A 16,379-nucleotide genomic window follows, 5' to 3' on the forward strand; every position below is an offset into this window, starting at 1 on the left:
CGGGTATTTCCCCACGGCAGCCTCAGGCTGGCGGAACGCTCCAGCCTAGATCGGTTCAATTCCTCCCATTGATTTTCCTGCGGAGGTATTGCATAGGAGCGATAGGCAAACGCCCCATAATAATCACGTGCACCAATATTGTTAGAGCCGTTATCCAGCATCTTCCGGTACCTTTTGACTGAACCATGGTCCAACTCTTGCGAAACAGGGCGCTTTGCTGGGTGGGTTCCGCTGGCCCGGATGCCTTGCGATTGCTGCGGTAGGCGGTGGGAGCGTAGCCGGAGTTATCCAGGACGGCAGTCATGTGCCATTCTCCGCTTTATGGGTCTGCTCATCCGCCCAGAAAAACTGGCCGGATTCACTGAAGTCTGGCTGGCCATGTGTGGCCAGATCGAAGGTGGTCGGGTCGTGCAGTTCCGGCGCGGGGAACACCAGGTTGCGGCTGGGCAGAGGCTGGACTAGCGCCATGAGTGATTCGCCAGAGCGGTCCGGTTTTCACGCTTGAAGGCTTCGTAGTCTTCTTCGTTCATATTGCGCCAGTACAAGGGATCCCGCCCCTTCTTCTCGTCTTGGGCGCGGGTGGTGAAATCCAGCTGACGATGGGCTTCGAACAGGGGAATATCCGGCAGCGACTTGGTCACGTCCATGTACTGGCGGATCAGGTCCCAGTAGGCCAGTACGTCTTCGCGGTTGGTGGTGGCGGCGAGAAGCTGGTTCATGGGCAGGGCCCATTCCTGAGTCTTGTGGACCAGCACCAGCCGGTACCAGATATTGCCCTGATGATCCGGCAGGCTCAGCAGGTAGCCGTCCCATTCATGGAAAGGGGCCTGCTCCCGGATTTCTCCGGACTGGCCGTCCTTTTCTGGGTTTTTGAACAAGGTCACCATGCCGGTGCGGCGGTTGAGTTCCCAGAGAGGGCCTTTGGGTTCCTGGTAGACCACTTTGGGGTATTTTTTCTCGAGGAAGCGGCCAATGCCCCAGCAGAGGAGCATGGGTAGGAAAAAATAGGCTAGGAAAGGGAAAATGCCATCCCAAAAAAACCGCGTGAAGCTCTCAATTTCCGACAACTGGGTCCATAGGAGCACCATGGAAATGGCAAAGACTGGCAGTAACCAAGTGAACAATATCCGCCCCCCGTGCTGCATCCACAGAAGCGCCCAGCTTATCTTGGGCAGGGTGGCGTAGCGTATGCTGTCGCCATTAATCCATCCAACCGGGTTAAACGGCTCTCCTCCGGCTTCCGACTCAGCTTTGAAGCGACGAAGGTTCTCCTCATCTTCCCTGACTTCTTTGGGCCCCCAAGTCTTGAGAAAGTTCGGGGGATAAACGCCGGACAGCTTCCCCTTGGGCAACGGTGGCCCCATGGTCCAGCTCTTGCGGAACAGCGTGCTCTGTTGGCTGATCTCCGCCGGTTCCGGGGCTTTGCGGTTGCTACGGTAGGCAGTGGGAGCGTAGCCGAAGTCATCCAGGGCGGCGGTCATGTGCCTTCCTCCGCTCTATGGGTCTGCTCATCCGCCCAGAAAAGCTGGCCGGTTTCACTGAAGTCTGGTTCGCCATGTTTGGCCAGATCAAAGGTGGTCGGGTCGTGCAGCTCCGGGGCGGGGAACACCAGGTTGCGGCTGGCCTTGCTGGAGTCCGAGCCTCCGTGCCATTGGGCCCGGACCAGCACTTCGCTGGTCCTTACGCCCTCCTGCCCCCGGAAATTCTTGAAGGTCTCCCGGGGTGGCAGGGCCAGGTAGTAGGCCTTGCCGTTAGGCAGGGCCAGGTAGTAGGCCTTGCCGTTAGGCAGGGGTTTTTCCAGCACCACCTTCGATGGTTCCTGCAGGGTTTCCCGTTGGGTTCTCAGGCCACGGCGCGTGGGCCTGCGGGTGACCTGCACCGGGCGCATGGCGACGGTCAGGCTGGCATCGTCCAACATGGCCACCAGATTGTTTTCCACTAGTACCACTGTGTCTATTTTCGCAAACTCTCTGTCCTGCCGAGGATCTATGACAAACCCCTGGTCCGCCAGTCTGGCCGACATGTTGTGGGCCTCCTCAATGGTAATACGAGGCCTGGCTAACAAATCAACCAGCCGGTAGTACGTCTCTTGCGGGTTGTTGGCCAAGTGGGGATAGGCACCGTCCTGCTCTATTCCGAAAGGTCCACGCTTCAGCCAGTCTACCAGGGGCGGGTCGTCCAGCACTATTGCCAGTAACCCGGCCCCGATAGCCAGGGTGGCACCGGCCACCACCCAGCCCCAGGGACCCAATCCCAGCAGTATGGGAGCAATACCCGCTTCGGTCATTTTGGCCATCATCATGCCGCCCATTAGCATCATGCCCCCACCGACGGCTGAGGCCCCGTAGGCTGCAGCGGCGTCCATATCACCGGTGTCCCACTCATGGGCCATGTCCAATAGCGACACCGTAATGGTGAGCCCGGCTGTGACGATGCCCCCGAGCAGGCGTTTTGTCACTATTTCTGGAATTGCGCGGGCCAAAGACGGTAGCGCTCTCTGAAAGACTGGGCTAGTGGTCTGGAAGGCTTTCTCGCTAAGCTTGGGCGACACATTGCCCCAGATACCCAGATCTTTGCTTAACCGCTCGGCTGCTATTGTCACAGCAAAGCCTAGATCCATAGTTGAACTGAAAATGCCCGCTGCCGCTCTCACTGCACCTTTCCTTCGGAAAGTCGTTTGGGCCAAGTTGTACTCGGTCAGAATATTATGCCCCTCAAACACCAGCACTAAATAAGGCACCCGTACCCGGCTAAAAAGGTCATCCCACCGTTTGAGCCTGCGCATATCCCGCTGGGCCCGGACCACCTCAGAAGTCTCAGGAGCGGCGTACACCTGCATCCGCCGGGCTTCGGCGGTGTCGGCCAGATCGGGGATGGCGGATTTACGGGTGGTGGCCAAGGGCTGGCCGTCGGCATCCAGGTATTCCCCGTAGAAGCGCCGGTGGCCATTGGCTTTGTGGGTGTATTCCCGGTCTGCTTCCGTTAGCCCCATGTCCAGGCCGGAAGCCGGGTCGCGTAGCCCGAGGATGATCCAGCCCTGCGGGACGGCATTGCGAGCAACCATCTGGACGCCGCCCAGCAGTGAAGGATCGCGCGCCTTGGCCATCCGTAGCAGGGGGCCGTAAAGCCGGCTATCAAGCCTGTAAGCCTGGGATTTCAGACGGTTGGCCAGTGCCCGAGCGTGCTTGTCGATCCCGTCCAGGATGGCGCCGACACCGGCCATCCATCGCTTGGCTTCTGAGGAGAGATCGATGGCATCGGTCTTTGCCAGACCTGCCAGTGCTGCAGCGGTGAGGGTTTGTAATTCGTCCGGTTGCGGTGGCTGGTCGGGCAACTGCTTAAGATCTGTAGGTCGGCAGCGGCCATCACCGCACTCTCCCTTGGCTCCACTCTCTGCGACTGCGCTGCCAGTTCCGTTTGGTTGTTCCGGTGGGAACAACATGGTGTGCAGGGGCTGGTCACTGCCGTCTTCAATAATCTTTAATACCAGATCGTTGGCGTCCCGCACCTGGGCTTTGCTGGTGGGGGCCGTGCGAGCGAGATGATCGACGCTGTTGGGGTCCATGGCCAGGACATGGAACAGGTCCCGCGTGAGAACAAAACCCTCGAGATAGTCGGCACCGGAAAGGCTGAACAGGTCCGCCATGGCGACCTGGTTATCAGTTTGCCGGATCAGGTCCGCCAATTGCTTCTGGGCCTCAGCCAGCTCCTCCCTCGCAAGCTGGCGCTGGGCAGTCAGCAGGTGGGTATGCAGGGGACTAAAACGGCCGGTATCAATTTCTTCCAGATGATGATGCAGCGGGTTGGCCTGGCCCCCCAGTCGTTCGGGCCCCATCAGCCGGTAGACCAACTGGGCGCTATCGCTATGGGGCTTCTTTCCAATGGCTTCGAGCAGACTAGTCAGAAATCGGTGAGTTTCCAGTGCTTCGGTCAGGCGATGCCGAAGGGAGAACAGGCGGTCTTCCAGGACAATGCCGCCATAGCCCCTCTCCCGCGGGGCGGCAAGACTGTCCTCACTGGACTCCAGTGTTTGCCAGAGGGAATTTTCTTCAGTGCCGGACGTTTCATCCGTAAACGCCGCTACTCGCGCTGCGGGCGCTCGTCTCAAGGGGGCGTCTCGGTAATGCGCGGCTTCCCAGGCTGCCTCTCCGGATTCCTTGCCTGCATCGAAAGCCTGAGCTTCCTCTCGTGCCTGTCCGTACAGGTTTTTTGCATATTGGCCGCGTAAATCATAAACACTGCTCCAGGGCTTCGGCAGATGCTGCTCCAGATAGGGCTCCCGGGGCCTCATTTCAGGAAGTTGTAACAGGGAAATCAGGTGACCCGGCGTCTGCCGGTCGCTCAGTTGCGAGGCGACCTCCAGCTTTGGCTCCGGCCCTTTTAACGCCTGACACCTTTCGGCCCGAGCCGAATCAGAAGTCTCAAGATAAGCGACACGCTGCGAGGACCACTGAACTTCAGAGAACGCCATCTGGAACTCGGAAAGAAGAGAGCGATTCCTTTCGCTGACCGGCACCCATATGGCCTGCTGAGGTTTTCCTGAGGCTGGTCGCCGGTCTTCCGTCAGACCGAATTCCTCGTTGTTCCGGTAATCCGTCAGGCGAATATCCAGCAACTCCATGGTTTCTGAATCGGAGTAGCGAACTTCCAGTTCGCGCCAGAGGTGCCCCTTTCTGAATACATAAATAAAGCCTGGGCGCACAGGTACCAGGTGTTCGTTCGGGTGGCCGGGCTCAGGTTCGGGATCGTGAATGAGTGTCAGGGGAACCAGCGGCAGGATACGGTTCCTCTGTTTTTCCATTTGCCTTTCGGTGGAGGAAACCGCTTCAAACATCGGCACCCGCACAGGAGCACCCTCCTCTGCATCAATATCCAGCCAGATGTTTCTCGCAGGCTGGGCCTTCCAGGGCCAGACATGAAGCACGCTGTTGGCAGGTTCCTCCAGAGAAACCTGGTTCTCCAGCCACTCCTGCTGTTCACTGTCACTCTCGTCAAAGATCCGGAACGAATGCCCCTCTTCGAGGGTTTGCCCAATCACCTCAATGATCAACGATTCACCTTCGCAGGCCGGGCCACAGCTTCCTGCTGTCTGGGTAGACGTGGTTTCAGACATCCCTGTGATTCCTTTCCCTTAAAACGATGAATTCATGGTTAGGCACTGGCGTCATTCAGTGCCCGCCACTGTTGCTCGTCCAGTGTCGGTATTGGCGACATGGCAATCGGCTCCGGGTTTTCATCCATTACCCAGCACTGCTGGCCGGGTTTGCCGTGCCAGTATAGTGCACGTTCAATGATCTCAGCCTCCGGCTTTGACTTTACCGCCAGGCGGTGCCAGATCTTTGGGTCGTAGAGCCGCAAAAGCCCTTTTCGGTTGCCGTCAAAACACACAGTCAGCCGGGCTCTTAACCAACTGACTACAGCATCCAGTCCCTGTGTAGACTCTAAAAGTAAACCGCTCAACCTTTCTTCTTCGAGGCCCGTCAATGCCCAGCGGTATTCCGCGCTGTTCTGTTCCGTTTCCAACAGAATCGGGCTTTCACCCAGGTAGGCTTGCCACTCGCTGTCCGCAAACAGATAGACCCATCGAGGATTATCGGAGATATTGTAGAGCGCCTGAAGCACAGTCTTTTTCTGCCGGGATTCCAGAACCAGATAGCGCGCATCGGTTGAGCTTACCATGGTGTACGACCTCTCCATTTAGACCTGCTGCGCTTTACCACACGGGCAATTGCTCAAGGGGCAAGAGCCGTCTGGCCGTTCCTGACATTGCTCCACCACTGCAAACCTGTTTATTCTTGCCTGCGTCAATCGATGGGCAACTATTGGTTTTGGTTCGGCATTCGCCCTCTGCCCAACATCCGCCAACTCCACAGGCGCCACGGCCCCACCGTTCTTCTCCACCAACCCCGGCATTTCTGGCACCTGCACCTTCTGCCCACTACCCACACCCGGCGCGCCACCGGCGTTCATTTTGATAGACGCCCCAACGATGGCAACACTGCTGGGATCAATCTTCACAAAGCTACCACCCGCCTTGAGAATAATCTCGGCACCGGCTTCAATAACAGCTTTTTGCCCAGCCTTAATATGTAGCTCGGTACCGGAGTCACTGAGCCAGGCGGTGCCGGCTTTCAGGTGTATGGTGCCGGTTACGTTAAAGCTGTGATCTTTACCGGTCTGATCGCGTTTTTCGCCATCGGTGGTTTGGTGCTGACTGCCCTTTACGTGGCTGAAGCGGTCATTTTCAACGGTGAGGTGGCTGTCGTTGTTGATGACTTCGGTGCGGTTGTTTTCGGTGAGCAGATCCAGGTCTTTTTGGGCATGAACGTAGACCTGTTGTTTGTCTGCTTCGTCCTCGAATCGTAATTCGTTGCTGCCCTCGCCTTTGTGGGTTTGGGTTTTCAGGGTGGTTCGGGTTTTATGTTCTGGCAGCGCGTAAGGCGTTGTGTTGGTGGCGTGGTACGTGCGGCCAGTAATAATGGGCTGATCCGGGTCACCATCCAGGAACGAGACGATGACTTCGTTGCCGATTCGGGGTAAGGCCATGAAGCCATATTGACCACCGGCCCAGCCTTGGCTGACTCTGAGCCAGGCGCTGCTGTGTTCATCGCTTTTGCTGTATCTGTCCCAGGGAAATCGTACTTTTACCCGGCCAAATTCGTCACAGTGAATTTCTTCACCTTCGGGGCCGGTAACAGTGGCTATCTGAGGGCCGTCCATCAGCGGGCGGTGGTCGCTCAGGGGTCGCCAGGTTTTATCGGCCGGAATGGCACTGAACGCATTATGGTAAGTGGTCGGGCTAGAACCGCCCTCTTCTTCCATCGCCTGGGGCTGTTTGCCGGTGTGGGTAACTGCGGTGAGTAACCAGTCGCGGTTCAGGTTGGCGTTATCGTGCTCAGTCAGTTCGGCTTTGGCACCGCAGGTAAAGTCCGCACGGTTGCTTTCGCCGTTGGCGGTGCTGGCGTCATTTCGGAGAGCATCCAATCGCGCGTCGGTAAACGGCTGGCCGCTGGCGTCGGCCTTGAAACGACCCGGATAGTCGAAGTGCTGATAGTCTTGGCGCTGGTTGGAGCTGGCTGCACTCCGCTCGTGCATCAGGGCGTAAGCCGGATTCTTGAAGGTGTAATCCTTCGTGGCTACGGAGGCAACGCGAACTCGTTCTTCGTAGCGAAAGCGGAAAACGGCAGGCTGCTTGGTGCTTCCGCCTGATTTGCCGTTATATTCGGCAGCTTCCAGCCGAGGCGCATCGCCGTGATGATCGGCTAGGATCAAGCCGGGCTGCTCGCTCGCATCTTCGCTGCCGTGCTGGTAGCGGTAATGCCAGCCTTCTTCTGAAGCCATCCGTTCAATGAACGCCAAGTCGCTTTCCCGGTGCTGTACGCAGTATTCCCGTTCTTGCGGAGCGCGTTTTAAATCAAACACCGAGTTCACAATGCCACGCTCTTCCAACAGGGTGCGCACGATGGCGTCTGTGGTCTGGGTTTGGAATATGCGGCTGTTGTGCATCAACCCTAAGCGCCATAAGGGCGGCTGGATGATGAGCTCGTAGCGGGTACGGCGATGGCCGCTGTCACCACGGGCAAACTCGTTTACCACGCCTGTGAAGCGGCGAAGCGCCATACCGTCCTGCCAAACTACCAAATCCACCGGCTGCTCCAGAACGTCTGAAACATCCACATCTGGATCGGTGCTGGCCAATTCAAGGCGGCCGTGAAATAGCTCGGATAGCCGTTCGGTCAGCGTAAAGCCGACAACGGAAAATAAATCAGAGGGGAGTTCGCCAACACGGGCGGTAAACTGCAATCCGCTTGCCTGAGGCATATCTTCAATCCTTGAAGGTATGGTTCTGTATGAGTCTGGGCGGGGATTCTGTAGCAAAAACGGCGGTTAATCAAACTCCTCTTGCCTAAAAGGAGCATCAGCCCTACTTCAAAGAAGCATCAGGGCGATGCTTGCGACCGTGCTTTCGCCCTAAACGGTCGCGTCCACCATTGAGAGATCAGTACGCCGAACAAGGTCAGCCCGCCGCCCGTAAAGTGATGCAGCCCCAGTTTTTCGTTCAGCATCACAGAGGCAATAACCGCCGTTAAAATAGGTACGAGGTTAAAAAAGACGGTGGTTCGGCTTGGCCCCAAGTGTTTGATTCCCGTCATCCAGGCCAGGGGTGCGCCAATAGAGGCGAACACACAGGCGAACAACACCAACGGCAGGTTGTCGCTGTTCAGCCCGGCTTGTGGTGATACAGCAAACAACGGGAATAACACCACCACAGCCACAAGAACCTGTGCGTATAGTAACTGCATTGCAGGCAAGGGAATCTGCCATTTTTTCAGCAAGGTGCTGTAAATAGCGTAGGCAGCAACCGCTACCAGCATCATGGCATCGCCGCCATTAATCCCCTGTTTAGTAAGAGTGGTCAAATCCCCGGAGGTGATAACAACCAACACGCCCAAAAACGAAAACAATGAACCGACCACGGCGCCCAAGGTCAGGCGGTGGCCCAGTGTCAGTATGGCAAGGACCAATGACATCACTGGCATCAGCGCCAATACAATACCCATGTTGGTGGCGGTGGTTTTTGGGGCCGCGAAATAGGCGAGGCTCTGATAAACCGCCATGCCCAACACACCCAGCACAAAAATTTTGCACATATTCGCCTTAATCACCGGCCAGGACCGCAGCGTCGGGCGGAGCAGCACGGGCGTGAGCATGGCCGCCGCAAACAGCCAGCGATAAAAACCGATTTCTGCAGGGAAGATTACGCCTACAGTCAGCTTGTTAACTACGGTATTTCCCGCCCAGAATATGACAGCCAGTAGCGGAAACGCATAATACATAGTCACAAACCCCAAAAAACGAGTGATAAGCCAGAGGTGCCGGTGCCCAGAACAAACAAAACAGCTTGTTCTTACTACCCCACACTGGAACAATTGAGGCCATACTTACCTTTCTATATGGCCTATCATGAAATTATTAGTTCGTAACCTCGCACGCACAACAACAGAACAGGAAATCCAAGAGCTGTTTGCTGCCCACGGCACGGTCACTGAGTGCACTCTGGTTTTAGATAAAGAAACGGGTACATCAAAGGGTTTTGGCTTCGTGGAAATGCCGGATCCAAAGGAGGCCAAAATGGCCAAGGCACGCTTGAACGACGCCCGTATCAATAAAAGCAGAATACGAGTGAAATACGCCCCGGAGCCAGAGGCGTAATCGACTTTAACCCTAAGATGAAAGCGGTATTTTACGTTATCGGAGCATTGGCGGCGCGTTCAGCTACACACTCGTAGCCGCCCATTTCAAACTCCCGACAAATGAATGGCCGCTTCTCATAAATCGAGCAAGACATGGTGGTGCGATCCAGCGCTGCGCACCAGCCATCGTCCAAACGCGCCATGGTTAAACCACCCCATTCGTCTTCTTCAATAAACCGCTCGGGCACGCCCGTTTCGGTGATCAGCATCACTTCCAAGCGGCAACAGCAAGCCTCGCAGCTCGAACAGCTAACGCTGGGATCGGGTAAGGTTACCGCTTCAATCATCATTCGCTTATGCACACTTTTTCAAACGCGCTTTTCAGAAAAGCACTGTAAAGCCAGGCCACTCTAATATGGCAACAGGCCACGACGGATTGCTCCCCCAGTGAGACGAGCTCCTGATATTCTAGAGGAACGTTCATATGATTTTACCCGGGGAATCAAAAACAAGTCAGAATGGTGACCTTGGGCATTAATGGCGTCAAGCGCCAACCCTCAAAGGCGGTGCTTACGGCTGCGGTAACCAGCGATGCTGGATCAGGCGCTGCTCAACGTCTGGTGTAAGCAGCGGACCGGATATCATCTGGTCCAGCGTGTCATCCAGTACCGAATCTCCACTGGCCACTTGATAGCGATCGGCAGGAACCGTATCCGTCACTTCCAAGCGCACCGCTAAACTCCAACCATCTTTGCCGGCGTCGCTACGGCAGGCAATATTCTCAGAACTCCGAGCGTGGCCTTGCAGTCGAAACTGGCGGCAGTATTCACCTTCATGGTTCGCAAAAGTCAGCCGCGGCATCAGCAGTTCACCGCTCGCCAGAGTGTGGCTGACGCCACTGGGTGTGGTTTCCAACCCCTGCGCCACCGCACGCCAAGCTGCGTCAGTGTCGGTTGGGGATAGTGGAAGCCACTGAGCCAGTGCAAAACCGGCCACCAATGCTGCGGCAATCGCCTTACCGGTATTTGCTTGGAGCCGCTGCCATAGCGGGAAGCGAATCACGTTGTCCGGCCGCTCAGGTTCATCGTGCGTGGTTGCTAACAGCTGAGTCACCGCTTCTGGTAGAGGCCGGTCATCAATTTCGCCATAGTGAGCCTGCAGGGCCTGGTCAACCAGTGCCAGCTCACTGAGACGTGCCGCCAGTGCCGGCTCCACCGCTAGCCGATTCCGGATCTGCTGCATTTCCTCAGGCGACAGCTCGCCGTCAAGAAAAGCAGAGAGTGTTTCATCAACGTTGGTCATTGCTCGGTCCTCGTTGTTTCAGGTGTGAGCGCCTCGCTCAATGCGGCCCTGGCCCGGGCCAGCCGACTCATTACAGTGCCCTTGGGCACCGAAAGAATCTCCGCAACGGCTTGATACGACAGACCCCGGATTGCCACCAGCGAGATTATCTGGCGTTGATCTCCCGGCAATCGGCCCATGGCATCATCGACTCGACTAACCTCGATTTCGTTAACCACCTGACGTTCCCCGTCAACCACCTGGCCTTCACTGAGCTCTGGCTGTTCCGAAGCATCCCGACGAACCTTTCTGGCCCTGCACTCGTCTATCCACACATTCCGGCAAATCCGGAATGCCCAAGGTGTCATGTCCGCATCATCTGGGCGCGGCCGGCTCAACAGCCGCTCTACCGTATTCTGCAGCAAATCATCCGCGTCCGGCATGGAGCCGGTCAGTGAGTAGGCAAAGCGTCGTAAACTGGGCAGTAGTTGGGTGATTTCCTGTCGCATGGCGCTCTTTGTTGCTATGTGTTTCGTGTATAACGGGTCACATCAGGGTTTATTCCCGCTGATCGGGAATTATTTTCCGACCCAGCCGTTATCTTGCATAAAACCCGACAAATTATGGTTGCACACGATGATACTCCGATTAAATATCCATTGGCTGATGTTCCTGACCGTTCCTGCTCTTCCCACGCTTGCCCTGGGCGCCGGCCCGGGCAACCTGCTTGATGGAAGGATTGAAGCGATCACCCAACAGGTCGAGCGCAGGGCTGAAAGGCTAATAGAGCGCAAGATCACTGAGGACGTCAAACGTCGCATTGTCGAGGCCTCTGAAATGCCGACAGACTTAGAAGCTTTACTGCCTGAGGTGCTGCCGATCAGAACCAATGACGGCGTTACCGCCTTCTTAGATGCCCGCCAGAGTGACGGTACCCGGGCAGTAGCAAAGCAATGGCTGCTGACCGTCTCTGAAGAAGAACTGGGCAAACTCCACCACCCCGACATCACGATCCTGCAGCGCCAGCAACTTAACGGGCTTGGACTCACCGTGGTGCGTTTTCGGGTGAAACCGGAGCGGGACTCCCGCGCGGCACTGCGCGAACTGCTGCCGGAACTGGCAGATCAGCTCGACCGCAATCACATCTACACTCCGCAAAGCGCCACTACTCAAGCTGACCCCCAAGCCGCCATCCCCTCTGTGCACAGTCTGTGCACGGAGCCAGTACGTGTTGGCATGGTGGATACCTTAGTCAGTAGCGAACATCCGGCATTTACGGAGGCCCGTATCGTTCAACAGCGTTTTCTGGCGGTGGGTAACCACTCCGGCGATCTTGCCGCACCACGGGCCCACGGCACCGCCGTCGCCAGTGTGTTAGTGGGACGATCTTCGACACAAGCGGAAGCTCGTCTGCCGGGTGCCAACCTCTTTAGTGCCTCGGTGTTCTACGAGCGCTCCGCTGTGGCGTCGGGGGCGACACTCGCGCATTTACTGGAGGGCTTGAACTGGCTGACCGAGCAAAACGTTGCGGTGATAAACATCAGCCTGACCGGGCCGGATAACCGGGTGTTGGCGGCGGTGATCAGGCGCCTGCATCAGCAGGGACGGGTGCTGGTGGCCGCTGTGGGCAACGAAGGGCCCGCCGCGCCGCCACTCTACCCTGCGGCGTATGACGGCGTGGTCGGCGTGACGGCCGTGGACAATACGCGAGCTTTGTATCGGTGGGCGAATCGGGGGCAGCAGGTGACATTCGCCGCCCGTGGTGTAGACATTACAGTGGCACATCCAGATGGCGGCCAGGTCACGAACAGCGGCACATCCTTGGCTGCACCTGTAGTTACGGCGCTACTCGCCTGCCGCCTGCTCCGGCTGAGTCCGGAGCAGGCATTGCAGACAATGATCGACGACGCTGAAGATTTGGGCGAACCGGGCCGTGATCCAAGGTTCGGCCACGGCTTTCTGGACGACCTGTCGGATCAGCTCAAAACCCCGCCCGCAGCGTAACGCCTGCCACGGTTTTATCGTAATCCGCAGACTCCACGTTCGAGGTATAGTGGCCGTAAGAAATCCGTGGCTCCAAACTCAGCACCTCGGTCAGGCCGATGCGCCAACCGGCTTCGACGGTGTAAACCCGATCTAACCGCTGATCCGAGGTACGCTCCCGTAAATCCTCGGTGAACGGGTTGTTCAGCAGTGGATCAGACGGTGCGATGCTGACTTCATCATATTCTCGGTTTTCGTAACGCCATTTCAACCGCAAGCGGTTTTCTTGTCCCGCCATCTGGAACTTTTGGGCCAGACTGACACGAACGCGAATCAGCCGATTGTCGTAAGCATCGGTGTTGGCGTCTTCCTGGTCGCCATCGACCCCGATCAACACGTGACTGCGGGCTTCGTTAAAGAAGAAAAAGGCATCCATACTGACACCTCGAATGTCGGCATTTCGAGCATCACCCTCTTCATAATCCTTGGATTTTTGCTGCAGACTAGCCATCACATAGACATCCTCCCCCACCAGACTACCCAGATAGACACTGGCACGCTTGAAATCGAGGAAAGGATCCGAGGCCAGTGTGGCGCGGGAATAGTGATAGCTAGTGCCGAAAGTGACCGGATCAAAATCGTAGCTCAGATCGGCAGAAGCCAAATGAATATCCTGATCAAACTCATCGTAGGTCTGATAGCGACTACCGGAAAGCAAGTAGCCCAGCGTCAAATTTAGAGCTTTGGTCGGTTTCAATATAGCTTCCAGCCCGGCATCGAACACCCAGGCTTCATCACTGGAGTCTGAAGAACGGTTCAGCTCATCTACCGTCAGGTTGCTGTCGTACTCCATTCCGCCGTCCACATGGCCGTTCAATTCGGCATGCTCCGACGCATGAAGAAGCGGTGTCGTTGCGCACAGCGCGGCCACCAGAGGCAGCCTGAAAAAGATTTTTTTTAACTTCATGGGACATCTCCTGGCCAGAAAAAAGCCGGGCCCGAAGGGCCCGGCTGCCGCAATCTGGGGTGATTAAAGTACACCGCCGCCGGCGGCACTTTTCACACTTCCTTTCACGGAGTTCTGGACTTCACTTTTTACCGAATCGGAAACCGAGGTACCGACTTGCTGATTGGTTTCTACTCGGAGTTCAGTATTGCGAGTCTTGTTCATGCGTTCCTGCGCGGTTGCACGTTTTTCAGCGGCCGTGGTGGTGGCAGCATCCGCAGCGGCGTTAGCTTTACCACGCACTTTCTCGCCCACCTCGACACCGGCGCGAACGGCTGCGTTCTGTTTCTGGCGCGCTTCACTACTAGCCGCACGGCCCTGCTCAGATGCCTCGCTGCGCGCGGCTTCGCCGTTCACACTACTTTTAGCAGAAGCTGATCCACCGCCTTGGGCAGAGACGCCATTATTAGCACTGGCGCTAGCGTTCATGTTTGCGTCGGCTTGCACATTGCTAGAACCAGAACCCTCGGCGGCAAACGCACCGGTAGAAAGGATAGAACAGATGGCAAATGTCAGAATATGCTTTTTCATGATTTCGTCCTCCTTTGATGACCCTTTATGGGTAGTCTTCATTAGGAGGACGGCTCAGCTGAAAAGTTATTCCAATAAAACCCGATAAATTTCAACTTTTTTTGCGAAGCACTCAGTCATGGGTTCATGACTAGCTCTATCCGTGCCCTGCTCTCGCGGCACGCGCTGCATGCAGTTTTTTATAACTTTCGATCAGGCGCAGGTGTTTTTCCAGGCCTTCCAGCTGCATGTTAGTCGGCGTAAGCCCGTAGAAGCGCACGCTGCCATTCACCGAGCCCACCACTGCCTCCATGGTCTGCTCACCAAACATGCGCTGGAAGTTAACCAGGTAGTCACTCAGTTCCAGTTCGTCATCAAGAGTGACTTCCAGCACCGCATTCATTGCACGGTAAAACAATCCGCGTTCAACGGTGTTGTCATTGAACTGCATGAACATTTCGGCCTGTTCAAGGGCTTCTTCATGCTGTTGCAGAGCGAGGTGAATCAAAAGCTTAAGCTCTAGAATGGTGAGCTGCCCCCAAACCGTGTTTTCATCGAACTCGATACCGATCAGGGTAATGATATCCGTGTAATCGTCGATCTGGCTGTCTTCCAAGCGCTCCACCAAGGCGGCCAGTTGCTCATCACTCAGGGAGTGCAGGTTGAGGATATCTTCACGGTAGTCCAGCGCCCGGTTGGTGTTATCCCAGATCAGATCCTCTACCTGATAGACCTCGGAATAGCCCGGTACCAGCATGCGGCAGACCGGGGCACCCAGGTCGTCATAAACAGCCGTGTACACTTCTTTGCCCATGTCTGCGAGGATGCCGAACAGAGAAGCCGCCTCCTCTTCGTTGGTTCCCGAGAAATCCCACTCGTTGAACTCGTAATCTGCCTGGGCACTGAAGAAGCGCCAGGAAACCACCCCGGACGAATCAATGAAGTGCTCCACATAGTTGTTCGGCTCAGTGATCGCGAGGCTGTTAAAGGTGGGCGGCGGCAGATCGTTCAGGCCTTCAAAACTGCGGCCCTGCATTAATTCGGTGAGACTGCGTTCCAGAGCCACTTCTAGGGTTGGATGCGCGCCAAAGGAGGCAAAAACGCCGCAGGTTTTCGGATTCATCAGGGTGACACAAGCCACCGGGAACTGGCCGCCCAGCGAGGCATCCTTGACCAGTACAGGATAACCCTGTGCTTCCAGCGCCCGAACCCCTTCGAGAATGTTCGGGTATTTTTCCAACACGTGCAGGGGCACGTCAGGGAGGGCAATTTCTTCCTGGATGATCTGTTTTTTTACCGCCCGCTCAAAGATTTCTGACAAGCACTGTACCTGTGCCTCGTACAGGGTGTTGCCTGCACTCATACCATTGCTCAGGAACAGGTTCTCAATCAGGTTCGTGGGGAAGAACACAACTTCGCCGTCGGAATGGCGCACAAAGGGCAAGGAACAAATACCGCGCTCCACTTTGCCAGAGTTGGTATCGATCAGGTTGGAGCCGAACAGTTCATCTTCGGGGTTATAGATGGCCAGGCAGTGGTCATCCAGTATGCCCTGCGGCAGTTCGTCATTGGGCCCCGGTTTGAACCACCTCTCCCTTGGGTAATGAACAAATTCGCTGTTGGCGATTTCCTCGCCAAAAAACTGATCGTTGTAAAAGAAGTTGCAGTTCAGGCGCTCAATAAACTCGCCCAGCGCCGAACACAGGGCGCTTTCTTTGGTGGAGCCTTTGCCATTGGTGAAGCACATGGGCGAGGCTGCATCGCGCATGTGCAGTGACCAAACGTGAGGCACGATGTTGCGCCAGGACGCGATTTCAATCTTCATGCCCAGATCCGCCAGGATGGCGGTCATGTTGGCGATGGTTTGCTCCAGCGGCAGGTCTTTACCCGCAATGAAGGTATGGGCCTCAGCCTCGGGTTTGGTCATCAACAGGGCTTGGGCATCGCCATCCAGACTGTCGACGATTTCAATCTGGAACTCGGGGCCGGTTTGCACAACTTTTTTGACCGTACAGCGGTCGATCGAACGCACAATGCCCTGACGGTGTTTCTCGGGCAGATCCTCTGGCAACTCAACCTGAATCTTGAAAATCTGTTTGTAGCGGTTTTCAGGATCAACAATATTGTTCTGCGACAGACGGATGTTATCGGTTGGAATATCCCTCGCCAGACAGTACACCCTCACGAAATAAGCGGCGCATAAGGCCGATGAAGCCAGGAAATAGTCGAAAGGGCCGGGTGCCGAGCCGTCGCCTTTGTAGCGGATGGGCTGGTCGGCAATCACCGAGAAGTCATCAAACTTGGCTTCAACTCGGAGGTTGTCGAGATAATTGACGTTGATTTCCATTGCGAGGGTACCGATTTGTAGAATTTGGCGCGCCGCGGCCACGCGTTGCGGCCATTAT

General features: G+C 56.2%; 15 protein-coding genes. 2 read left to right on the forward strand and 13 right to left on the reverse strand.

What is annotated here, in order from left to right; genetic code table 11:
• Nucleotides 1-55: 55 nt before the first annotated feature.
• The 7 genes from CPH80_RS21640 to CPH80_RS09685 form a co-directional block, all read right to left on the reverse strand.
• Nucleotides 56-304 carry a hypothetical protein gene (locus CPH80_RS21640; protein ID WP_157746880.1) on the reverse strand — a complete coding sequence of 83 codons (249 nt, stop codon included), beginning with the start codon at nt 302-304 and terminating at the stop codon, nt 56-58.
• The gene (locus tag CPH80_RS21645) at nt 301-468 is read right to left on the reverse strand and encodes a hypothetical protein (RefSeq protein ID WP_157746881.1); all 168 of its coding nucleotides are present in this window, start codon (nt 466-468) and stop codon (nt 301-303) included. Before CPH80_RS21645 ends, CPH80_RS21640 begins: the two co-directional genes overlap by 4 nt.
• The gene (locus CPH80_RS09665) at nt 459-1,481 is read right to left on the reverse strand and encodes a hypothetical protein (RefSeq protein ID WP_096277296.1); all 1,023 of its coding nucleotides are present in this window, start codon (nt 1,479-1,481) and stop codon (nt 459-461) included. Before CPH80_RS09665 ends, CPH80_RS21645 begins: the two co-directional genes overlap by 10 nt.
• Nucleotides 1,478-5,113, reverse strand: a complete 3,636-nt coding sequence (locus tag CPH80_RS09670; RefSeq protein WP_096277298.1) for a hypothetical protein — start codon at nt 5,111-5,113, stop codon at nt 1,478-1,480. Before CPH80_RS09670 ends, CPH80_RS09665 begins: the two co-directional genes overlap by 4 nt.
• A 38-nt stretch (nt 5,114-5,151) precedes the next feature.
• Nucleotides 5,152-5,679, reverse strand: coding sequence for a DUF4123 domain-containing protein (locus CPH80_RS09675; RefSeq protein WP_096277300.1), 528 nt, complete (start codon nt 5,677-5,679; stop codon nt 5,152-5,154).
• A gap of 18 nt (nt 5,680-5,697) precedes the next feature.
• Nucleotides 5,698-7,821 carry a type VI secretion system Vgr family protein gene (locus CPH80_RS09680; protein WP_096277302.1) on the reverse strand — a complete coding sequence of 708 codons (2,124 nt, stop codon included), beginning with the start codon at nt 7,819-7,821 and terminating at the stop codon, nt 5,698-5,700.
• 119 nt (nt 7,822-7,940) lie between these two features.
• Nucleotides 7,941-8,837, reverse strand: a complete 897-nt coding sequence (locus CPH80_RS09685) for a DMT family transporter (RefSeq protein ID WP_096277304.1) — start codon at nt 8,835-8,837, stop codon at nt 7,941-7,943.
• Between the two features lie 127 nt (nt 8,838-8,964).
• On the opposite strand from CPH80_RS09685, the gene CPH80_RS09690 reads away from it, so the two are divergent.
• Nucleotides 8,965-9,213 (forward strand): RNA recognition motif domain-containing protein, encoded by a 249-nt coding sequence (locus tag CPH80_RS09690; protein WP_096277306.1) that lies wholly within the window; start codon nt 8,965-8,967, stop codon nt 9,211-9,213.
• A gap of 31 nt (nt 9,214-9,244) precedes the next feature.
• Here the strand turns inward: CPH80_RS09690 and CPH80_RS09695 are convergent, their stop codons facing one another.
• From CPH80_RS09695 to CPH80_RS09705, 3 genes are all read right to left on the reverse strand, one after another.
• The gene (locus CPH80_RS09695) at nt 9,245-9,544 is read right to left on the reverse strand and encodes a YkgJ family cysteine cluster protein (protein WP_096277308.1); all 300 of its coding nucleotides are present in this window, start codon (nt 9,542-9,544) and stop codon (nt 9,245-9,247) included.
• A 220-nt stretch (nt 9,545-9,764) separates the two neighbouring features.
• The gene (locus CPH80_RS09700; RefSeq protein ID WP_096277310.1) at nt 9,765-10,496 is read right to left on the reverse strand and encodes a hypothetical protein; all 732 of its coding nucleotides are present in this window, start codon (nt 10,494-10,496) and stop codon (nt 9,765-9,767) included.
• The gene (locus CPH80_RS09705; protein WP_096277312.1) at nt 10,493-10,984 is read right to left on the reverse strand and encodes an RNA polymerase sigma factor; all 492 of its coding nucleotides are present in this window, start codon (nt 10,982-10,984) and stop codon (nt 10,493-10,495) included. Before CPH80_RS09705 ends, CPH80_RS09700 begins: the two co-directional genes overlap by 4 nt.
• Before the next feature lie 127 nt (nt 10,985-11,111).
• On the opposite strand from CPH80_RS09705, the gene CPH80_RS09710 reads away from it, so the two are divergent.
• Nucleotides 11,112-12,479, forward strand: a complete 1,368-nt coding sequence (locus CPH80_RS09710; protein WP_157746882.1) for a S8 family serine peptidase — start codon at nt 11,112-11,114, stop codon at nt 12,477-12,479.
• On the opposite strand, the gene CPH80_RS09715 is transcribed toward CPH80_RS09710, so the two are convergent.
• The 3 genes from CPH80_RS09715 to CPH80_RS09725 all read right to left on the reverse strand — a co-directional run bounded on the left by CPH80_RS09715 (nt 12,457) and on the right by CPH80_RS09725 (nt 16,321).
• A complete protein-coding gene (locus CPH80_RS09715) occupies nt 12,457-13,425 on the reverse strand; it encodes a surface lipoprotein assembly modifier (protein ID WP_096277316.1) in 969 nt (322 codons plus the stop codon). The two genes, CPH80_RS09710 and CPH80_RS09715, sit on opposite strands and share 23 nt — an antisense overlap.
• Before the next feature lie 63 nt (nt 13,426-13,488).
• Complete coding sequence (locus CPH80_RS09720; RefSeq protein WP_096277318.1) at nt 13,489-13,995, reverse strand: hypothetical protein; 507 nt, start codon at nt 13,993-13,995, stop codon at nt 13,489-13,491.
• Nucleotides 13,996-14,131: 136 nt separating this feature from the next.
• Nucleotides 14,132-16,321: an OsmC domain/YcaO domain-containing protein gene (locus CPH80_RS09725; RefSeq protein ID WP_096277320.1), complete on the reverse strand. Its 2,190-nt coding sequence runs from the start codon at nt 16,319-16,321 to the stop codon at nt 14,132-14,134.
• Nucleotides 16,322-16,379 lie beyond the last annotated feature (58 nt).

Source organism: Marinobacter sp. LV10R510-11A (assembly GCF_900215155.1).
In the GTDB taxonomy this organism is placed as follows: domain Bacteria; phylum Pseudomonadota; class Gammaproteobacteria; order Pseudomonadales; family Oleiphilaceae; genus Marinobacter.

Bases quoted from the DNA above. Each gene is read 5' to 3' on its own strand.
- CPH80_RS21640 (WP_157746880.1), bottom strand. From the start codon at position 304: ATGACTGCCGTCCTGGATAACTCCGGCTACGCTCCCACCGCCTACCGC.
- CPH80_RS21645 (WP_157746881.1), bottom strand. From the start codon at position 468: ATGGCGCTAGTCCAGCCTCTGCCCAGCCGCAACCTGGTGTTCCCCGCG.
- CPH80_RS09665 (WP_096277296.1), bottom strand. From the start codon at position 1,481: ATGACCGCCGCCCTGGATGACTTCGGCTACGCTCCCACTGCCTACCGT.
- CPH80_RS09670 (WP_096277298.1), bottom strand. From the start codon at position 5,113: ATGTCTGAAACCACGTCTACCCAGACAGCAGGAAGCTGTGGCCCGGCC.
- CPH80_RS09675 (WP_096277300.1), bottom strand. From the start codon at position 5,679: ATGGTAAGCTCAACCGATGCGCGCTATCTGGTTCTGGAATCCCGGCAG.
- CPH80_RS09680 (WP_096277302.1), bottom strand. From the start codon at position 7,821: ATGCCTCAGGCAAGCGGATTGCAGTTTACCGCCCGTGTTGGCGAACTC.
- CPH80_RS09685 (WP_096277304.1), bottom strand. From the start codon at position 8,837: ATGTATTATGCGTTTCCGCTACTGGCTGTCATATTCTGGGCGGGAAAT.
- CPH80_RS09690 (WP_096277306.1), top strand. From the start codon at position 8,965: ATGAAATTATTAGTTCGTAACCTCGCACGCACAACAACAGAACAGGAA.
- CPH80_RS09695 (WP_096277308.1), bottom strand. From the start codon at position 9,544: ATGATGATTGAAGCGGTAACCTTACCCGATCCCAGCGTTAGCTGTTCG.
- CPH80_RS09700 (WP_096277310.1), bottom strand. From the start codon at position 10,496: ATGACCAACGTTGATGAAACACTCTCTGCTTTTCTTGACGGCGAGCTG.
- CPH80_RS09705 (WP_096277312.1), bottom strand. From the start codon at position 10,984: ATGCGACAGGAAATCACCCAACTACTGCCCAGTTTACGACGCTTTGCC.
- CPH80_RS09710 (WP_157746882.1), top strand. From the start codon at position 11,112: ATGATACTCCGATTAAATATCCATTGGCTGATGTTCCTGACCGTTCCT.
- CPH80_RS09715 (WP_096277316.1), bottom strand. From the start codon at position 13,425: ATGAAGTTAAAAAAAATCTTTTTCAGGCTGCCTCTGGTGGCCGCGCTG.
- CPH80_RS09720 (WP_096277318.1), bottom strand. From the start codon at position 13,995: ATGAAAAAGCATATTCTGACATTTGCCATCTGTTCTATCCTTTCTACC.
- CPH80_RS09725 (WP_096277320.1), bottom strand. From the start codon at position 16,321: ATGGAAATCAACGTCAATTATCTCGACAACCTCCGAGTTGAAGCCAAG.